This is a genomic window from Pseudoalteromonas sp. SG43-6, assembly GCF_014164365.1.
Lineage (GTDB): Bacteria > Pseudomonadota > Gammaproteobacteria > Enterobacterales > Alteromonadaceae > Pseudoalteromonas > Pseudoalteromonas rhizosphaerae.
This window is the reverse complement of the sequence record NZ_JACJEZ010000038.1, coordinates 1-19,289: the sequence shown is the minus strand read 5'-3', so window position 1 is coordinate 19,289 and position 19,289 is coordinate 1. Positions and strand designations below refer to the sequence as shown.

Here is a 19,289-nt window from a genome sequence, read left to right as displayed (position 1 = left end):
TTCCCCTTATGAAGCTAAGCCATTATAGAAGTGGTCATACGCTTCACTCATTTTGTTTGCATCTGCAATTGAGAGAATATGCTCTCGAATACACAGCCCATATTTCATGCCTAATGCTTTCAATAGCGCAATTTTTAGGCCAAAAGAGTCATTTGGCTTGACTAATATGCCTTGCTCTTCTGTAACGACCTCGCTGATACCGCCAACATCAGTCGCCACAATTACTTTGCCACACGCCATTGACTCTAAAATTGATAAGGGCAGTCCTTCTCTTTGTGAATAAAGACACATAACGTTAATAGCTGAGTAAAATAGCTGCATATGCTGTACATTTCCTAAAAAATGCACTCGTTCTACCACCCCAAGCGATACTGCCGCACTGAGTAACGAAAAGCGTAAGCTACCATTACCAGCAAACACTAATTCGATGTCTTTAGGCAGCAAAGGCAGTAGTTTAATGAGATCCAAATGCCCTTTCCCCGGCTCTAATCGTGCAGAGCAACCAATTAACTTTTTATCAGCAGGAAGATCAAGTTTGAGCCTTGCGGTTGCTTCATTGATGTGATTAAACTGCTGTAAGTCGATACCGTTCAGAATGGTTTTATCTGCCGTGATCGCTGTTTCATTATAAAATTCATTCGCGACCACTTGTGCATCTGCAACCCAGTGAATTTTAGTTAACTTATTAAGTGTTTTGGTAATTAAACGCTGTTTAAAGCTCTTTAAATACCAAGCATCATGAATAGTTGAGACATGCTTTACCTGAGTATTTGTAAGACAAGCTAGACTCGCGTACAACATGGGACCAATGTGATGACTATGAATCACTTTAATCTCGTGTGTTTTAATTATTTCAGTGAGCTTTTTGATAATACTTAGATCAAACCTAGGCGCTTTATCTAAGCTAATCAGTTTTTGTTCAAATAAAGCTAAAGCAGGCCACTCACTAACTGCTTCTTGCTCATTGCCCTCTAGCGAAACAATAATACTGGTGCTTGCGAATTGGCTTTTTTGCATTAAGGTCACAGCCATTTTTTCAAGGCCACCTATTTTAAAGTGCTGAACTAAATGTAGGACGTTCATGCTAACTCCCCTTATTAATAAAGTGCATTGATGGGCTAGCAGGAACATGTAATGAACCTTTGCCAACAATAGGTAAAATAGTAACTACTTCCAAAGCAGATAGTTTTTCAATGGTTTGAATATCTTTTAAGTGACTATCAAATAATGTCGCTACAAATACACAGGTGGTGCTTGTAAATATGCCTAAAACAATCCCCAAAATAATCGCCACTACTAAAGAGGTATTGATTGGCTGGGTTGGGCTGTAAGCTCGTTCTATGGTTTTTACTTTGTCAGGCCCTTCATATTTAACTAATTTACCCGTTACTTTTGCCATTTCGTAACGTCCCAGCATATCTTTATAAAGTGATTGCTTAACGTCGTAATCCCGCTCTAGCTTTCTTAATTGTTTCTCTATATCGCTTGTAACTAATAACCTTTCACTCACCGTATTAACTTGCTGCTCCAACATGGCAAACTCTTGTTGATGTTGGAGCACAGTGTTTTTTGCTTCTTCTAATGCAAGTATCTGTGAAACAAGCACATTACTTTCATTGTCTTTGCCATCAGGAAGTGTATTGGCCATTTGCCAAAGTTGATCTATGTTTGTTGCATCTAGATTTTTGCCACTTTCTATTAAAGCCTGTTGGCGAGCTCGAATACTCAGCAGTTCACGTTTTTTCGACACGACTTTACTGTGCTTTTCGGTATAACGGGTTTTTAAAAAGCTCAACTGTGATTCGGCATTAATGATTTTTTCTTCTATGCGTCCTAAAATTGGGTTTGCTTGGCCCATTTTTGTTGTTAGCGCTTCAAGCTTGGCTTTTGCACCTGATAAGACGATAGACTTTTGTTGTTGATCACTCAGTAACTTATCGAACGTTTGTCTATTGCTATGTAAAACAGCAGGTAAAGTGTTGCTATTTTTAGCTTTAAAATTAGCTAGCGACTCTTCAGAAACCTCGAGTTCTTCTCGTAAACTGACTAACTGTTGATAAAAAAATTGCTCAGACGTATCAAGCGAGGCCTTGGTTGGTGCTAATAAACTCTCTATAAATTTCTCAACCACTTTTTCTAAAACTGCTTTCATTTGAGTTTGGTCATGCCAAGTAAAGTTAACTCGCACCAATTCATCACCAACCAGTGATAAAGAAAGCGCTTGTGAGAGTTCTTGATGAATTTTTTCAATAGCAGCAGGGCTTGCATCTTTAGCAACTAAGTTTGTTTCTTTAGCAACAGCTATCAACACTTTTCGACTTATTACAAGCGTGCGTAATGCAGCCATACGATTTGATAAATCAAACGAAAAAGACAAGTCATCTAAATATGGGTTTAGTAATGCAGATTCTTCTATTAAGATTGTTGCATGGTTTGTGTACCGCTTTTGCGCAGTTGCAGCGAGTAAAATAACCACAACAGGTACGATGAACAGAGGCAAAACAAATAGTTTCGCCCTTGTATAAACTGCATACAAAGCTAAATAAAGTAACCTTTTTATTTGCTCTCTAACTAACATAATCTCTACCTATTAATTTGCATATTGCAATGCGAAATTTAACGGCTATTTGCATAATAAAAATTTACACTGTAAATAGCCTAGTTTAATAAGGTAGTTGCACAGGGCGCGCCAAGATTACATTTTAATGCTCAATGTGGAGGATTTAGTCGCAGCAGGTCTTCGTTAACAATAAGCGCCTTTGCCTGCCAGCTGTGCGCTTTTGCTAGATTCTTTTGTACGCTGTTTAATAATGTTAATTGTGGCTGAGTTAACGAAAGCGCCTCATCGACCTTGTTAATAAAATCATGACTAGAGTGAGCAATAAAAATATGCGGCGTATAATTACTAACTGCAGGAAAATCAGTTGCGACAATCGGTTTACCTGTCGCTAAATATTCTTTAAGTTTTAGCGGATCGCACGCTCTGATTTGCTCATTATTCACAAAAGGTAAAATCGACACATCCCAATGAGCAGAAAACGATACTAAACGGTCGTGGCTAACTGCGCCAATATGCGTAACATTTTTAAACTGCAATAGCTGTGTAACAGGAGTCACAATATCTCCGATAAGCACGAGTTGATAATGCGGCCTTGCAGCCACCAAGGCGGTTAATAACGCAATATCTAACCAAGCATTAATACTGCCGTAAAAGCCAATAATAGGTTCTTTTATAGTTTGTATTTCATCGGCTTTTTCAACGTCGCTTGTAAATAGCTCATAACTTACGCCGTGGGTCAGCATTTTTGTTTTTGTAGCGGGCATCTTTGCCAGCAATAACTCACTGATCACATAGATAAGATCTGCGCTATTAATAAGCTGCTGCTCAAAGGGGGCAACGAGTTTAGCATCAACCCCTGCCAACGCAGAAAAATCATCGCCGCAATAATAAATTAATTTATCAGTGGTTTTTTTATCAAATAAATAGTGTGCAGTTGGCACACTTAACCAATACATAATCGGCTCACTACAAGTTGAGGGTGCAAGGTAACGAGAAAAAACCCAGCGGTTAAAACATCGAATGAGTCTATTATCGTGCCAAGGTAATACAGGCAGCTTATAAATAGTCATATTGTTGGGTGTGGCTATTGCAGCAGTTTTAGACTGTCGAAATAACTGCTTTAACTTGCTGAGCATACGTTTAATATCATGAAATTTAGCGCTTGGTTTTCGCATACCAATGGAGTTTATCCAATGTACTTCATGCTGCTTAGCAAGCTCTGAAAATAAATGTTGAGTACTGCTTGGATGACTCGCCCAGTCTTCACCAAATACAATAAATTTCATACACTTACTCCTTAATTTTTTTAACTACTTTGGCAGGGTTTCCCGCAGCAATAGTAAAATCAGGAATATCTTTAGTAACCACACTTCCCGCACCAATTATCGCTCCCTCACCGATTGTGACACCGCCCAGTACAGTCACTCCAGTGCCCAGCCAAGCACCGCGTTTTATTATAATGTCACCAATTTGAGATTCATCATCGCTTTCAGAGTTAGCGCGGCGATCACAGTCAATTGGATGCCCAGGAAAACCGGCTAAAAAAACTCGTCCTGCCAGCCTGACATCGTCTTCAAGAATAATGGTGCGCCCTACAGAAAAAGCATTTTGCCAACCAATGTCAACATTATTGCCAATACTTAGTAGCGGCTCTCGCTCATTACTCACCCGCCCACATAAGGTGCTGATCCCTGAAATTCTCACATCGTCTTTGCATTCAATTTTTAACTTGCCAAGTATTTGCGGCATACCTGAATATAAATATAAGCGCTTTTTACTGCCCTTAATTTGGCTTTTAAATAAAGGTGTATAATAAAAAATCCGAACTAGCTCATGGCATAACTCTTTTATAAAATAATGCAAATAGTAAAGTGAAGCATGTAGCACAGGGATTACGATGATTTGCGGATTGCGAAGCGACTTTGCAAATTGAAACAACCATGTCGCTAATGGATTATTACTATTTTTTAGCCAAAGTTTAAGCTGTATCAACATATTGTTATTCCTTATTACTTTCTATAGTAAGCTTTTCTAGTGCAATAGTCAGAGCCAGAATAATATACAGTGGCCATGTAAAAGCTTGAGTTAAAAAAGTGCCAGCAACCATAAAGCCAATTAAACCGGCCTTTAATGCGTTAGCGTTCACCATCACTTCAGGATTAAAACTACGTTTATTAATACAATAAACCCGCGACAGACTTCGATAAATACTGGCTATCACGAGTAAAAAAATACAAAAGCCAACAAAGCCAGTTTCACCTAACACCTGAAACCATGTGCTATGTACTGCATGATTCTTGCCATCCCAATGAGGACTGTAAAAATAGTAATTTACAAAAAAATTATTAACTCCAACGCCAGTTAATGGATTAGACAACGCCATATTGATTGCAGCCTGCCAAGCATAGAGCCTACCCATAGCTGATTCATCGACACCTCCTTCTGCCGCACCACCACTTTGTCGGTCAGAAATACCAGCAAAAATCATCATGGCAAGCATAGCGACACCACCGCACATAGCCACTACGAAGGGATTTTTGACTTTTTGATATAAAAAGAAACTTAAAATAGCGGCTATTCCTAATAAACCACCACGACTTTGAGTGGCAATAACACCGGAAATAGCCAAGATCAAACCAACTCCGGCAAAAGTACGTCGATACTTATTACTATTTGTATCAAAAAGTTCAGCTGCTAAAAATGAAACAGGAAACATCAACACCAAAGATAAATCATTGGGATCACCTAATTGCGAGCGATATTCCCGTGAAATAGTCACTCTAGTTCCTTCAACTAACCCCACACCATTTATTTTGTTATTCAACGCCACTAAAGCGATAGTGACACCTGAGATCATAATACCCAGCCTAATGTAACTAAAATGCGAAAACCGCGTTAACCACCAGCTAATAGCAAATACCATAATAAATACTTTAACCAACACACCAGACCAATACTCAATAGCAACGCCTCTATTTGAAGCTGAAAATACGCATACCGTGAGCCAAGCGAACCAAATTACAAAAATAAGATGCGTAGAGCTCCAATGTGGTTTTAAAGTTTTAGATACAAATAAATGCCATGCAATGGCCAGTAAAGATGCTAAAGCAAGTAATTTAGGAATTTTAAGCGGCATTAGAAAAACAAACGCCTCGTGGATTCTAAAATAGCTAAACAAAATAAATAATATAATAAACACGGTGCTAATACGTATCGCCAAAAAACCCGCAAACGGTAATAGCAACAAGGCAAAAGCGGCTATGGGGCCAAATAGCGAATACAAACCTAAAATGAGCACAGTAATCACCAAGCCATTTATTAAATGGCAATGCGCTTTATACCAATTAACCATGTGCTTTCCTTGTTACATACTGATTCAGTATTGCCATTATTCTGTTTTGATACTTATTAAATAAAACGCCTATTAGGCAAACTAAAGCCGCGATTTGCCAAATTACATAATGAGTAATTTCACTTACGCTCAGGGCAAAAACACTAATAAAACAGAGCCAGCTAGGTACTAATCGCTGAATACTAAATGCCAGATTTTCGAGCTTTTGGCTAACAACAACAAACAACACTGTTTTAAGAGTTTGTGCAAATACTAAGCTGACCACTGCACCAAGCACTCCCCATTTAGGCACTAGAATACCCAATGCTATTAGTACGCAAGCTGCACTAACAGCATTAATAATAGTGACAAATAGTGCGTTAAAATGAATATAACAACCAATATTGAGTAGATCGCTGTGATGCCTAAGTACAACAATAAATATTAAACTGGGTAAAAGCCAAGAATTTAGTAAGTAACCTTGTGGTAAAACCAAGATAAATAAATGAGGCGCAACAATAAGCATTACTGCACACAACGCAATTGCGATTTCTAAACTTAGCTCACATAAAGAAACATAACGAGTGCGACAAGAAGTTAATTCATTAAAACGACGAGAAAACCACCACATTCTGATCGGTTCAAAGGTAAACGAAGTCATAACTGCAAATTGCATTGCCACATAATATTGGGCAAGCTTTTCTTTTCCGACACTGGCTGCAATAAACCAGTTTTCAGCGCCATTATTTGCATACACAAACAGCGATGAAGCAATAATACTTAATAAAAAAAAACTATTTTTATAACTTATATTCCAAGGAACATAGTTAAAACTAATCGTAATTGTGCGGCCAATGACGCATAACGAAATCATCAGCACAATAAAGCTCGACACAGCACCCGACACCATAACCCCCGTTACTCCATAGCCAAGGTAAAGTAATATAATGGTGAGTAGCGTTTGCCCCACTCCTTGTAAAATAGCTAAAAAGCAGAACTGCTTAGCCATTTCGTAATATCTTAAAAAGCAAAACACAATGGACAGCACAGCAGAAAATGCTAAATTAACCGCTAATAACTGCAGATCAAGTTTATTAATGGAGATGGGTAATAACACACTAAATGAGCTGGTAAATAACACCATGATAACAACAAACAACGCACTCAAAACGCTACATAAAATAATCGCGTCTCTAAACAAAGCTTGTTTATAAACCGCATTTTTCATTTGTTGCTTGAACAATAATTCGGGTAACCCTAAACACAACAACAAAGACATAATAGCGGAAATAGAAACTAAAAAGTTTAGTTCACCAAATTGAGCTTGGCTTAAAAGACGAGTAGATATAGGCAACAAAGCAAAGCCAAGCCCCTTAAGTAACAAGGTTGATAGTCCAAAATAGGCGATTTGCTTTAATCCATTCATCTTTATTCCTTAAGAGTTTTGCACCCAAGATGACAATTTTTTAGCTTGTGAGCTGGCGTTAAACTTATTTGCAACTAAGCGTTTGGCGTTAATTCCTTTGGCGTATCTCTCATAGGGATTTAATTCACAAAACTCCGTTAAAATTTTCTCCAACCCTGAAATACTCGACGGCTCACACTTAAAGCCCACCGAGTCATTAACAATTTCTTTGGCTCCCATTAATTGAGTTGTGAGCACTGGAATACCACTAGCCATAGCCTCTTTTAAAACCACCGGACCAGTATCTCTATCTCCGTTACTTGAAATGCAAAATGGCGCAACTAACGCAGAGTAATTACTGGTGTTTTTTGATAGCCACAGTGGCGTTTGCTTGCCTAAAAATCTAACTTCTTTTTCAATGCCTAACTTTTCACATAAAAACTTTAGGTCGTTCATCAAAGGGCCTTCACCAACAACATCTAAAAATATTGAGTATTTTTTATTTAATTTTTTTATTGCGGGTAGTAAAAATTGTAGTCCCTTTTTTTCAACTAAACGGCCAATAAATAATAGTTTCACAGACTCATTAAGTCGGTTAGGCGTTGCGTTAAATAAACTTAGATCAACTCCACAATGCAGCAACTCAACTTTACCCGCTTTGTATTTACCTAACTTTTCAGCCATATCTTTGCACACGGCCACGGAGAAATTACACAATGAGAGTTTCAGCCTAAGATCAGTATCATTAACGTATACGTCATGCCCGTGGCCAATCGAGGAGATACTAATGCCTGCAATTTTGCTGGCTATAATTGAGTACGCCAGAGGCGCATGCATAAAGTGGCAGTGTATGTGGGAAATACCATGTTGTTTGATTATGTCAGCAATATTTAATCCGTAGCCAAGCAGTGAAGTGACCGAGATTGAGGTAAACCTTGTTGCTGTTAATGCCGCTTTAAATGCTGCCAGCGGTTTTTTCATGGCAAACTTGGCCGCATATAACAACGATTTTTCAATAGTAATGACGTTTACACTGCTATCAAGATTGGTACAACTATTTAAATTTGCAAAGGTGATAACACTGACCTTGTGCCCAGCTCTTACTAATGCGTTTATCTCAGTTACCACAAAGGTTTCTGAGGGGATATGGAAACTCGGTACCACAATGCCAATATGTTTCATGCTCAACACTCCAAATATAACTTATGGTTATTTCGCAAGAAGCATGCCCAGTTAAAACACACCAAAAACATGATTAAAAAGTCAATTTGCGAACATCTGTTGCAAAATGCAAAGCATTAGACAAAAACCCCCTCGCAAACCTATTAAAATAATTGGCGCTGAACTTGCGTAGTACTTAGTTAGTTAATTTATAAAACTAGGATGCGGATCATGAGTATAGAAATAAGCGTTATTATCCCTAACTACAATTGTAAACAATATTTAGCCAAAGCCATTAGTAGTGTTGTTAAACAAAAAAACGTGAATTTAGAAATTATTGTGGTTGATGATGGTTCAACAGATGGTAGTGTTGAGTGGTTAAAAACCGCCCAAACAACAATTCCCCAGTTAATTGTTATAGAGCAAGAAAACACTGGCGTTGTCAATGTAAGAAATCGCGCTATTGCCGCAGCAAAAGGTGATTACATTGCTTTTTTAGACGCTGATGATTACTGGAGTGATGATAAGTTATACGAACAATTAAGCTATATGAAAGAGCACTCAGAGTGCGTTTTAAGTTTCACAAACTATATGCATATTAACGAAGAATATGAACCCATTGTCGATTGTTTTTCTTTTTGGCCTGAATTTTCAAAATTTGTTGATAAAAATAATATGGGTTATCAAAATTTAAAATGCCCAATGGATTTACTGATTTTTGCTAATGTAATTGGCACATCTTCGGTTGTGGTTAAGCGTTCAGCGATTAATTATATTGGCCGATTTGATAACCAATTAAATAGCGCTAGCGACTGGGATTGCTGGTTAAAACTTGCAAGGATCGGTGATGTTGCGTTTTCACCGCGTATCGCAATGGATTACTTGATGAGAGCGGGTTCTATTACTGCAAACCGTAAAAACAGACTCAATGCAATGAAAGAAATTGTCTCGCGTTGTAAACATGATGCTGGCGTTATGGCAAAAATAAAAGCACAAGCACGCATTTTAGAATGCTATGGTGAGTACTATCGAGAAATAGGTTCTAAATTTAAAGCCCTATCGATTGCAACTGCTGCATTCACACTTTTTCCACATAAGCGAAACCTACGTCATTTACTACATGACTTAAAAATGACCTTTGCCATTACAGTAAAATAAATCCGCATTGGTTTATTTAATCAAATAGCATGTGGTTAATCCTGCATGCTATTTTTATTAACTAACTAAGCTGAACTTTGGTTAATCATGAAGGCTCAAACTGTAACTAAGCATCTTATGATCACTTCCTGCAAAATTACTCACTATTAAGCTGTTTAACGTAAATTGCTCGTCAAAAACACAGTGATCTATGGGTAACCCGGTTAGCAGTGTCGGCTTAATATTTAAGGGCATAAAACTGCTATAAGGATTTGCTCCATAACAACTTTGTGTACTTTGCCAACTAAAATAACGTGACCAAGGGACAATATTTAAATCACCTGCAATTAGCCATAGTGTTTGCTCTTGTATTGTTGCTGCATGCAGCGCCGCGAGTAAAATATTTCTATTTTCCCAGTGCTGCTTGGTTCTTGGTGATGGTGGGTGGGCAATATACGTAGTGATAACTTCATTATTAAATAACAAGCGCAGTTTAATGTAACCTAACCTATCCCCTTGAAGTTTTACTTGTTGTCTATAAATTATAGGGAAACGCGAAATAACAACGATGCCGTAAGGGATCCCCTCTACTTCACGATAACCAAATAAACTAGCCTTGGTTAAAAAACGAGAGAGCAAATGCCGATTTAAATCACTAAACTCTTGCAGAATTAATACATCCCAAGATTGTTTTTGTAAGCTAACTAAGTGCGATTCAATAAACGGGTTACTATAATTTAAGTTTATTTGTTTTATCAAAATCGCATTTTTGGTTTGCTCACTTGGTAACGAATGCAATGGTAATAATGAACTCAAACTTATCAAGCATATAATTGATAGCGCCCCACCTAAATATGTTGCTTTTATAATTAAAAGCAACATGGCAAAGCATAAGGCAATAACTAGTAATGGCATACGCAATGATACTAAAAGATCAGCGTAATAATATTGCGAAGGATTATAGGCAATCGCAATTAGCATAAACGCAGCTGCTGCGACAAAAAATTTTACTAGCCTCTTTTTTTGCAAAAGATCGCCATTGTTATCATTAAGAAACTTCAACATAAATCACTACCCTAACTAGTATAAAGAATATACCTAGGTGTATTCTTTAGCTTGATCACTTTACCGTTACTGCTTGCCTTTGACTTTTACTACCTTATTTCAAACATCTGATGTTCTGCTTGTGTATCAAACTGCCATGCAAATGAAAGGGGTTGAGTGCTGGTATCGTAAAACCAAATTTCTGCAATCAGTTCGATATCTTGTCTACTCATTGCAAGCGTAGTTTTTATAGAGCCTTGCGACAAAGGAGCTCTAACTAAGCAGTTTCCATAATCAGCACGTAGGCTATTGGCCTTTTTTTGGCAAATATTTAAGTAAGCTCTTACGTCACCTATAGAGAGATCTACATCAATCTTTAGTTTAAATTTCGTTGATAAATCAAAACGATCATCTATCACTAAACTGGCCATTCCGGCTGAGTCGGTGGTGATAGGAACGACACTCGATGGTAGTGATTCAACAGCTGCAGGTACTGCCGCAGTACTTTCGCTTTCACCACCACCACACGCAACTAAAAATGATGATAAGCATAAAATTACAGTTAATTTTTTCATTACTGTTCCCCTCTAACTGCCACATTATTGCTGTTGTAGCGATTGAACCATTGTGGATTTTGCTTTCCTGACGACTGAGCAAAATTAGCAAAGCTATCGTAGGCATCGGTTATATCTACACCTTCAAGTGGATGTAACCATTGCACTCCTACTTCAATCGCCCATGGTAGGCCGTTTTCAGTTAAGAAAAACAAACCACTTTCTTGCTGGCTCACATCATCTGCACCACTGAGATCAAACAAAGTCGCGTCAAATACTTCTGTGGGCGCTTGATTTTTCATGTGTACTTCCCAGCTGCGCGCATTTTTACCAACTAAAAAATCGCCATGATAAAAGCCCTCTGTAGCAAAAATAAAAGGGTCTAATAATGTTCCGGGGGATAATATTTTCGCTTTAGGGACTTTTAATGGGATAGTCATACTAAAAGTTACTTTGCTGTTAACGTCGCAATTGCTTTCCGTTCTAAAATACTCGCACCCTGATTGCTTATTCACATGCAGCCAAGTGTCTTGCATAAAAATTAAAATAGCCTGCTCTGTGTTTGCTTCCAAAAATGAGCCTGTTTGTAGTTCGCCATTAATCACAAACCGAATATTATCGGCATCGACTTCTCTACTTAAAATTGAGTAAGTTGTATTATTTACCGTCTCTTTAAGGCTTACCGCAAAGCCATTATGATAGGTTGCTCCTACACCAATTAACTGGCCATCAATTTTATAACCAACAACATTAGTGCCCTCAATGAGCTGAGTAGTACGGTAATTTACGACCACGTCATTAAAGTCATAATCACCTGCAAACGGCCATTTATCTTCATAAGCAAGTGTCACCCAATCGTTTTCTCCTGGGTATACAGCACTAGCAAATGTTGTTATTTCATAATCTTCCACCTCACCACCTAAAACACCGCCAGTGGCAGTAATAAGCGAAGCTTCCGAGCCATCAGTTACCCTAAAACGAGCCCATGTCTGCCCAGCTTTAACATTACTAGGTACATTAATTAAAATACTGTTATCGCCTTGATTAAGTTGATATTTAGTTATTATGCGCTCACTTTCACTAAAGCCGCCATTTTGATCCCAATCAAACCATGCATATAAAAAGCTACTCGCAGAGGCGTTTACAATAATTTGGCTATCTTGACCCGCCGATATTGCCGTCACAAAGCTCACCCCATCATCTGATGCATCAACTGGGTTGTTGATTAAGTCGGCATCAGTATTGATATTTTCACCATCGACTGTATCGCCTAAATAAATCAGGTTACTGCCAGTGCTGTTAGGATCGAATAAATGCCTGGCTCCGCTTTGCTCTAAACTGGTGTTATAAGGTAGAGGAGCATCACCAAAATCAATCGAACTATCTGTTACCTCAACTTCGGCAATAGCACAACGAGCCCCATCGTTCTGACTTGACTTAGGGCCCGATGTAAACACATTCGCAACAGGCGTATAACCAACAACAGGACTAATACTTAAATCAACTTTGTGAATTTTTCCGCTTTTATTATTACTAAAATAAAACTGACCATTGATATCAAAATAGGCAGCACCAAATGCGCCCGTATCATCACCAATATCAACTTGAGTAATAAACTTGGTAGTATTTTCTGCAACGTTAATTTCATGCAAATCACCATTTGATTCAACTGCGTATAACAGATTACTTTGCGGATGAAATGCAAAATCAAATATACCTAAGTTCCATGTCTCGGTTGCAGGTAGTAGCCGAGCAGTTATGGGGGCATCTAGATCACCCTCTAGATTGATTTCATATAAACCAAAATTGGGAGTATATACATAATACATCGCACTTTGATTTGCTTGCTCACCAGTCACTTGAATATCACCTACATAAAAATTAGTATCGGGTAGGCCAGTAACATTTAACCGCTTCATTTCGTAGTTGCTACCAATTTGCACCACGCTTTTAGGCGATTGTCGGCTAAAACCGTATAAGTATTGGTCTTTGTAATTAAAACCGACGGCATTCACACTTTCATTATTTGCCTCGCTAGCAAACGTCAAAGCCGATGATAAAATCGTAGGTTTAGCCGACACTAAATCTATACCGTAAAGCTGTGCCTTTGCATCCTGCATCAAAAATGCCTGACTAGGGCAATTATCGAATGGCTGGCTAAATACAGCACAAGGAAGTGAAACTAAACACGCTATGGCTAAATGGGTTAATCTCATTAGTAAGCCCTCAATCATTAAGTAACTGTACCAATGCAGGCATCATTCCAAAAAATAAAGCATTGAAATAAAACAAAATAAAATAAAGTTGAAGATGAAAGATGCAACTTGCAACGACCATTTTTGCATTATGCAACTAAGTACAAATAATCGTTAAAATGCGGGAGTTTTTTAAACAGTCATCATTGCCGTAACAAAAATACGGTTATTAATACGTTAAAATTTAATCACCTCACTAGGATACTTTCGGCAGTTGAGTAAACTTCACTAAATAAAGTACAATACCAAAATTAAGGCGGAGCTTATTAGCAGCTCTAGTCGGTTTATTTTAGGTAAAAACCCATGGCACACTCTCGCGGAAACTTATTTATTTTATCGGCACCATCTGGTGCGGGTAAATCCAGCTTAATCAATGCATTGTTAACTAAGTATAATGATATGAAAGTATCTGTATCGCATACTACTCGCTCGCCTCGTCCGGGCGAAGCAAATGGCGTGCATTACCACTTTGTAAATGTTGATGAATTCAAATCATTAATTGAAAAGAATGATTTTTTTGAATGGGCGCAAGTGTTCGGTAATTACTACGGTACATCAAAGCAAGCAATTGAAGAGCAGCTTGCAGCAGGTATTGATGTATTTTTAGATATTGATTGGCAAGGTGCACGTCAAGTTCGTGATCTGGTCGCTGATGTTGAAACCATTTTTATCCTACCACCGTCAAAATTTGAGCTTGAAGCGCGCTTAAATAATCGCGGCCAAGATTCACAAGAAATCATTGCTGGTCGCATGGCAAAAGCACAATCTGAAACGTCTCATTACAATGAATATGACTATGTCGTGGTTAACGATGATTTTGCAACTGCGCTGAAGGAAATTGAGACGATCGTATTGGCAAAACGCTTATCGCTACAAAGCCAAGCTATTCGCCATCAAGATTTACTCGTAGACTTACTGCGTTAAATCCTAATTTGGGTTCAGTAAGTATTTTATTTGTTTAAATTAACCACAAGCTATTGGCGAATCTGACTCGGTGCAGTAAACTACGTCTTTGCTTAAAAATTTATTTGGAGTGCTAAGATGGCTCGCGTAACTGTTGAAGATGCAGTAGATGCAATTGGTAATCGTTTTGATTTAATTTTAGTTGCGGCCCGTCGTGCCCGTCAAATCGCGGTCGGTGGTAAAAAGCCACTGGTTGATCCTGAAAACGATAAACCAACGGTTGTTGCTTTACGTGAAATTGAACTTGGTTTAGTAGATAGCTCATCAATGGATCTTATTGATCGTGAAGAGCAACAACATCAAGAGGCGGCTGAAATGGCTGCAGTTGCAGCTATTGTAGGCGGCAACCAATAATCTGACTTCCTTGTCTGATTTAGCCAACGGTATAGTATTTCTATTCTAGCCGTTGGCAATCCCTTCTTTTCATCGTATATTCTTAACATACCGTTACCTATTTGCTTCACGAGAACATTGGAGTGTGAATGTATCTTTTTGAAGGTCTAAAAAAGAAAATATCAGAATACTTACCTGCTGCTGATGTAGAGCTGGTACAAAAAGCCTATGTGGTAGCCCGAGAGGCCCATGAGGGTCAAACTCGCTCAAGTGGCGAACCTTACATTACTCACCCTGTTGAAGTAAGCCAAATTCTGGCTGGTATGCATTTAGATCACGAAACGTTAATGGCTGCATTAATGCATGATGTGATTGAAGACACCGACTTTAGCCAACAAGATTTAGCCGAAATTTTTGGCGAGACAGTCGCAGAATTAGTTGAGGGCGTAAGCAAACTTGATAAGCTCAGCTTTAAAGATAAAAAAGAATTCCAAGCTGAAAACTATCGAAAAATGATTATGGCAATGACACAAGATATTCGTGTTATTTTAATCAAACTTGCTGATCGTACTCATAATATGCGCACTCTTGGAGCATTACGTCCTGACAAACGTCGACGTATTGCCCGCGAAACGTTAGAGATTTATGCGCCGATTGCTAATCGTTTAGGTATTCACGATATTAAAAATGAGTTAGAGGATTTAGGTTTTCAAGCCCTCTACCCGATGCGTCATCGCGCTTTAAAGTCAGAAGTTGCCAAAGCGCGCGGCAATCGCAAAGAAGTCATTTCAAATATCCAAACCGAGATAACAGCACGCCTTGAAGAAGCTGGCATTACAGCCACTGTTTCTGGGCGCGAAAAACATTTATATAGTATTTATAAAAAAATGCTTAATAAAGAGTTACTGTTTAATGAAGTCATGGATATCTACGCATTTAGAATTGCAGTTGATTCAATGGATATCTGCTATCGGGTACTTGGCGTTGCCCATAATTTATATAAACCAATCGAAACTCGCTTTAAAGATTATATAGCAGTACCTAAAACTAATGGTTATCAATCGTTGCATACCTCATTAGTTGGTCCTCATGGGATCCCTGTTGAGATCCAGATCCGTACTCACGATATGGATCACATGGCAGATAAAGGAGTTGCTGCTCATTGGATGTATAAAAAATCCGGTGATAACGCAGGCCACACTGCACAACAACGGGCACGTCAGTGGATGCAAAGTTTGTTGGAATTACAACAAAGCGCAGGCTCATCATTTGAATTTGTTGAAAACGTTAAAACAGAGCTATTCCCAGAAGAAATTTACGTGTTCACTCCTGATGGTCGCATAGTCGAGTTACCTATGGGTGCAACCGCCGTTGATTTTGCATACGCGGTCCATACCGATGTTGGTAATACCTGTGTGGGTGCACGCGTTAACCGTAAACCTCATCCGTTAAGTAAAGCATTAGATACGGGTCAAACAGTTGAAGTGATTACCAGCTCAGGTGCGCACCCTAACGCAACGTGGTTAAACTTTATTGTTACCGGTAAAGCACGTTTAGGAATTCGCAATTACCTGAGGAGCCAACATCATGAAGAAGCTTTATTACTTGGCCGTCGCTTACTCGACTCTGCTTTAGGTGAAACGAAGTTCGATGATCTGCCTGACGAAAATATTAGTCGCGTATTAGCAGAACATGAACTCAATACTGTATTAGAGCTATTAGTTGAAATTGGCTGCGGTAATTTAATGAGCATGCTGATCGCACGCCGCTTACTGCAAAATGACAATGATGATTTAGGCGATATGACTAAAAATGCTAAAGCGACCATTATTGGTACTGAAGGCATGCTAGTTAATTATTCTAAATGTTGTCGACCAGTGCCAGGGGATGCTATCACCGCACATATAAGCCAAGGTAAAGGCATCACGGTTCACCGCCAAGAATGTAAAAATATTCGTGGCTGGGAAACTGAACGCTCCAAGTACTTGGTTGTTAAATGGGATGATAATCCAGAAAAAGAATATATTGCAGCACTGCGTGTAGAAATCATAAACCACCAAGGCGCACTCGCAAAACTAACCAATGTAATTGCTACAACCCAAGCAAACATAGTGGAAATTGCCACAGATGAAAAAGAAAGTAATTTATACGTGATAGATTTAGGGATCACCGTGAAAAACCGTGTCCATGTTGCAAATATCATGCGCCGCATTCGCGTAATGCCTGATGTGCAAAAAGTCTATCGTAAAAAATAACATAGGATAATCATGAATAAAGCATTTATTTCTACGGATCTAGCACCTGCTGCCATCGGCACTTATAGCCAAGCAGTAAAAGTTGGTACAGCAGTTTACTTATCGGGTCAAATTCCATTAGTTCCCGCAACGATGGAAGTGATCTCTGAAGATTTCGCAGAACAAACACATCAAGTATTTAAAAATATTAGTGCGGTATGTGAAGAAGCCGGTGGCAACATCCAAGACTTGGTAAAAGTTAATATCTATTTAACTGATCTATCTAACTTTGCGACGGTAAATGAAGTAATGAGCCAATACTTCAAAGCACCTTATCCTGCCCGAGCAGCAATTGGCGTGCGCGCATTACCAAAAAACGTGCAAGTTGAAATTGACGGTATTATGGAATTGCCTTCAACAAATTAAGCTTACAGCAATACACCTAAGTATTTATACTTAGGTGTATTAACTCATCAGTCCCCTTTTCCTCGATCTTCTTGACAGTTATTCAAATCTCTAGCACTCTATCTTTATATAATTATAAAAACCTTTAACTTAAGTGTTGTAAAAGGATGATCCGTGTTTAAGCTTGCTCATAACGGTAATGTACTACTCGATGTTATAGAACATTCGCCGCCTAGTGCCGCTTTTGTTATTGAGGCTCTAGAAAAATCAACATTCTGTGAATGTCGCATAGACTATGATGCTATCAATGCTTTTTTTAAAGAGCCTAGTAGCGAACGTAGTTTAGTGGTTGCCAGTAAGCATGACGCCACACTAACTGTTACACTCAGTGATGATAAAATGTTAGCAACAGGCGAACTCACACTCGCACAAGGTGGCAAAGTTTTGGCCCTTGATCAAGCGAAACAGCAGCTGATCAAAGCTGGGGTTGCTCGGGGCTACAAACAAGCATTTTTAGAGCAGCTGCTACAAAAACAATTTGAATTACCCGCTGGCACTACCGTTAAAGGTATCCTCGCTAAAGGTCGCTTACCAGAAGACGGCAAATCATCAAAATTACTCCCTCAAGTATTAACTTTAAAAGAGCGTTTGCATACCCCGAAACTGCGCGAAGATGGCACTGTCGATATGCGCGACTTTGGCAAGTTAGCAAGTGTTGAACCCGGTACATTATTAGTTCGACAGCAACCCGCAACCCCTGGTAAAGAAGGTTTTACCGTAAAAGGCGATGTCCTTCCGGCAAAAGCAGGAGAAAGTAGCCCGCTAGTTGCTGGTGAGGGCAGTGAAATATCAAAAACTAATCCTCTTGAATTAATCTCAAGTATTGCGGGCGTACCAGTCGAAATTCAAAATGGTATGCGCGTTGATGATATTTTTACGATTGGCGATGTCACAGTTAAAAGCGGCCATATAAACTTTGATGGCAGCATTATTGTCACTCATAATATAGAGCCAGGCATGAAAGTAACCGCGAAAGGCGATATAACTGTGATGGGCACGGTTGAATCCGGAGAGCTGACAGCGCAAGGTAATATCACCATTAAACAAGGTGTGATTGGCCACCAGCTAGATGATAAAACGCTTTCGTGCAAAATTATTTGTAACGGTGATATTCATTTATCTCACTCCCAATATAGCTACCTTGAAGGTAATAATATTTTTATTGAGCGCCAAGCTAGCCACTGCGCAATGAAAGCGACTAAGCTTTTACAGATAGGCCAAGCAGACAATCCACAAGGGAAGTTATTTGGTGGCGAGATCCTGGATGCCGGAATGATTATCGCTGGTGAAATTGGTAATGAATCTGGCGCTAAAATGCTCATAAACATGGTTGCCTCAGGAAAGTCTGTTACTACTGAAACCGATGAATGCCTTAAAGAATTAGCTAAAACCGATGAGCAATTAGACACCCTGCAAGCAACGCTAGAAAAGGCCGATTTAGTAAAAGATTTAGATAAGAAAAAACTATTGCTCGCTAAAATAGGAGCTACTCAGCAACATTATTGCCAACAAGCAGAGCAGCTAGAAAAACGCCTAACAACGCTAGAACAAAGTCTATATGAACTACTTGATAATGCTAATTTAGCGGTCAATAAAAAATTGCATTCTGGGGTAGAAATCCACATTTTCGATAAAGTATTAAGAACAAATCGCAGCTACCCTCCTTGTAACGTAAAACTGCAAGAAGGAAAAATAGAGATTGAATTTAAAACCAGTTGATCGCCCCCTGTGTCAGGATAGTTGTCGTCTCTAACTTTTAATAGAGGCAGATAAAAATGAGACGTCGATTTACACAAGAATTTAAAGTTCAAGCGGTTGAAAAAGCATTATCTCAATGTGATGATGTT

The 19,289-nt window shown here is 38.8% G+C and carries 16 protein-coding genes; 6 read left to right on the top strand and 10 right to left on the bottom strand.

The genetic code is table 11. From position 1 onward, the window contains the following. Positions 1 to 6: 6 nt before the first annotated feature. The 7 genes from H5201_RS15655 to H5201_RS15625 all read right to left on the bottom strand — a co-directional run bounded on the left by H5201_RS15655 (position 7) and on the right by H5201_RS15625 (position 8,478). Complete coding sequence (locus H5201_RS15655) at positions 7 to 1,083, bottom strand: glycosyltransferase (RefSeq protein WP_182761492.1); 1,077 nt, start codon at positions 1,081 to 1,083, stop codon at positions 7 to 9. Position 1,084: 1 nt separating this feature from the next. Next, positions 1,085 to 2,578 (bottom strand): GNVR domain-containing protein, encoded by a 1,494-nt coding sequence (locus tag H5201_RS15650; protein ID WP_182785044.1) that lies wholly within the window; start codon positions 2,576 to 2,578, stop codon positions 1,085 to 1,087. A 131-nt stretch (positions 2,579 to 2,709) separates the two neighbouring features. Then, a complete protein-coding gene (locus H5201_RS15645) occupies positions 2,710 to 3,846 on the bottom strand; it encodes a glycosyltransferase (RefSeq protein WP_182718091.1) in 1,137 nt (378 codons plus the stop codon). Positions 3,847 to 3,850: 4 nt separating this feature from the next. Beyond that, on the bottom strand, positions 3,851 to 4,555 hold the full coding sequence (locus H5201_RS15640; RefSeq protein WP_182718090.1) for an acyltransferase: 705 nt from the start codon (positions 4,553 to 4,555) through the stop codon (positions 3,851 to 3,853). A gap of 4 nt (positions 4,556 to 4,559) precedes the next feature. Beyond that, complete coding sequence (locus H5201_RS15635; protein WP_182718089.1) at positions 4,560 to 5,912, bottom strand: O-antigen ligase; 1,353 nt, start codon at positions 5,910 to 5,912, stop codon at positions 4,560 to 4,562. Next, the gene (locus tag H5201_RS15630) at positions 5,905 to 7,317 is read right to left on the bottom strand and encodes a lipopolysaccharide biosynthesis protein (RefSeq protein ID WP_182785043.1); all 1,413 of its coding nucleotides are present in this window, start codon (positions 7,315 to 7,317) and stop codon (positions 5,905 to 5,907) included. The genes H5201_RS15635 and H5201_RS15630 overlap by 8 nt, the downstream gene beginning before the upstream one ends. A gap of 9 nt (positions 7,318 to 7,326) precedes the next feature. Next, the gene (locus tag H5201_RS15625; RefSeq protein WP_149980659.1) at positions 7,327 to 8,478 is read right to left on the bottom strand and encodes a glycosyltransferase; all 1,152 of its coding nucleotides are present in this window, start codon (positions 8,476 to 8,478) and stop codon (positions 7,327 to 7,329) included. A 210-nt stretch (positions 8,479 to 8,688) separates the two neighbouring features. On the opposite strand from H5201_RS15625, the gene H5201_RS15620 reads away from it, so the two are divergent. Then, complete coding sequence (locus tag H5201_RS15620) at positions 8,689 to 9,615, top strand: glycosyltransferase family 2 protein (RefSeq protein ID WP_182761494.1); 927 nt, start codon at positions 8,689 to 8,691, stop codon at positions 9,613 to 9,615. An 81-nt stretch (positions 9,616 to 9,696) separates the two neighbouring features. Here the strand turns inward: H5201_RS15620 and H5201_RS15615 are convergent, their stop codons facing one another. The 3 genes from H5201_RS15615 to H5201_RS15605 form a co-directional block, all read right to left on the bottom strand. Then, positions 9,697 to 10,659 carry an endonuclease/exonuclease/phosphatase family protein gene (locus H5201_RS15615; protein ID WP_259398782.1) on the bottom strand — a complete coding sequence of 321 codons (963 nt, stop codon included), beginning with the start codon at positions 10,657 to 10,659 and terminating at the stop codon, positions 9,697 to 9,699. Between the two features lie 89 nt (positions 10,660 to 10,748). Next, on the bottom strand, positions 10,749 to 11,213 hold the full coding sequence (locus tag H5201_RS15610) for a hypothetical protein (RefSeq protein WP_182739705.1): 465 nt from the start codon (positions 11,211 to 11,213) through the stop codon (positions 10,749 to 10,751). Further along, positions 11,213 to 13,408, bottom strand: coding sequence for an LruC domain-containing protein (locus H5201_RS15605; protein ID WP_182761495.1), 2,196 nt, complete (start codon positions 13,406 to 13,408; stop codon positions 11,213 to 11,215). Before H5201_RS15605 ends, H5201_RS15610 begins: the two co-directional genes overlap by 1 nt. 342 nt (positions 13,409 to 13,750) lie before the next feature. On the opposite strand from H5201_RS15605, the gene gmk reads away from it, so the two are divergent. From gmk to H5201_RS15580, 5 genes are all read left to right on the top strand, one after another. After that, positions 13,751 to 14,371, top strand: coding sequence for a guanylate kinase (gene gmk, locus H5201_RS15600; RefSeq protein WP_182785042.1), 621 nt, complete (start codon positions 13,751 to 13,753; stop codon positions 14,369 to 14,371). 117 nt (positions 14,372 to 14,488) lie between these two features. Beyond that, positions 14,489 to 14,764 carry a DNA-directed RNA polymerase subunit omega gene (gene rpoZ, locus H5201_RS15595; protein WP_064667923.1) on the top strand — a complete coding sequence of 92 codons (276 nt, stop codon included), beginning with the start codon at positions 14,489 to 14,491 and terminating at the stop codon, positions 14,762 to 14,764. 128 nt (positions 14,765 to 14,892) lie between these two features. Then, the gene (gene spoT / locus H5201_RS15590) at positions 14,893 to 16,998 is read left to right on the top strand and encodes a bifunctional GTP diphosphokinase/guanosine-3',5'-bis pyrophosphate 3'-pyrophosphohydrolase (protein ID WP_182718083.1); all 2,106 of its coding nucleotides are present in this window, start codon (positions 14,893 to 14,895) and stop codon (positions 16,996 to 16,998) included. Positions 16,999 to 17,010: 12 nt separating this feature from the next. Further along, the gene (locus H5201_RS15585) at positions 17,011 to 17,403 is read left to right on the top strand and encodes a RidA family protein (RefSeq protein ID WP_145237101.1); all 393 of its coding nucleotides are present in this window, start codon (positions 17,011 to 17,013) and stop codon (positions 17,401 to 17,403) included. 153 nt (positions 17,404 to 17,556) lie between these two features. Then, a complete protein-coding gene (locus H5201_RS15580; RefSeq protein WP_149980653.1) occupies positions 17,557 to 19,161 on the top strand; it encodes a DUF342 domain-containing protein in 1,605 nt (534 codons plus the stop codon). Positions 19,162 to 19,289: the final 128 nt, after the last annotated feature.

Excerpts from the sequence above, each read along its gene's own strand:
- H5201_RS15655 (WP_182761492.1), bottom strand. The coding sequence starts at position 1,083 with ATGAACGTCCTACATTTAGTTCAGCACTTTAAAATAGGTGGCCTTGAA.
- H5201_RS15650 (WP_182785044.1), bottom strand. The coding sequence starts at position 2,578 with ATGTTAGTTAGAGAGCAAATAAAAAGGTTACTTTATTTAGCTTTGTAT.
- H5201_RS15645 (WP_182718091.1), bottom strand. The coding sequence starts at position 3,846 with ATGAAATTTATTGTATTTGGTGAAGACTGGGCGAGTCATCCAAGCAGT.
- H5201_RS15640 (WP_182718090.1), bottom strand. The coding sequence starts at position 4,555 with ATGTTGATACAGCTTAAACTTTGGCTAAAAAATAGTAATAATCCATTA.
- H5201_RS15635 (WP_182718089.1), bottom strand. The coding sequence starts at position 5,912 with ATGGTTAATTGGTATAAAGCGCATTGCCATTTAATAAATGGCTTGGTG.
- H5201_RS15630 (WP_182785043.1), bottom strand. The coding sequence starts at position 7,317 with ATGAATGGATTAAAGCAAATCGCCTATTTTGGACTATCAACCTTGTTA.
- H5201_RS15625 (WP_149980659.1), bottom strand. The coding sequence starts at position 8,478 with ATGAAACATATTGGCATTGTGGTACCGAGTTTCCATATCCCCTCAGAA.
- H5201_RS15620 (WP_182761494.1), top strand. The coding sequence starts at position 8,689 with ATGAGTATAGAAATAAGCGTTATTATCCCTAACTACAATTGTAAACAA.
- H5201_RS15615 (WP_259398782.1), bottom strand. The coding sequence starts at position 10,659 with ATGTTGAAGTTTCTTAATGATAACAATGGCGATCTTTTGCAAAAAAAG.
- H5201_RS15610 (WP_182739705.1), bottom strand. The coding sequence starts at position 11,213 with ATGAAAAAATTAACTGTAATTTTATGCTTATCATCATTTTTAGTTGCG.
- H5201_RS15605 (WP_182761495.1), bottom strand. The coding sequence starts at position 13,408 with ATGAGATTAACCCATTTAGCCATAGCGTGTTTAGTTTCACTTCCTTGT.
- gmk (WP_182785042.1), top strand. The coding sequence starts at position 13,751 with ATGGCACACTCTCGCGGAAACTTATTTATTTTATCGGCACCATCTGGT.
- rpoZ (WP_064667923.1), top strand. The coding sequence starts at position 14,489 with ATGGCTCGCGTAACTGTTGAAGATGCAGTAGATGCAATTGGTAATCGT.
- spoT (WP_182718083.1), top strand. The coding sequence starts at position 14,893 with ATGTATCTTTTTGAAGGTCTAAAAAAGAAAATATCAGAATACTTACCT.
- H5201_RS15585 (WP_145237101.1), top strand. The coding sequence starts at position 17,011 with ATGAATAAAGCATTTATTTCTACGGATCTAGCACCTGCTGCCATCGGC.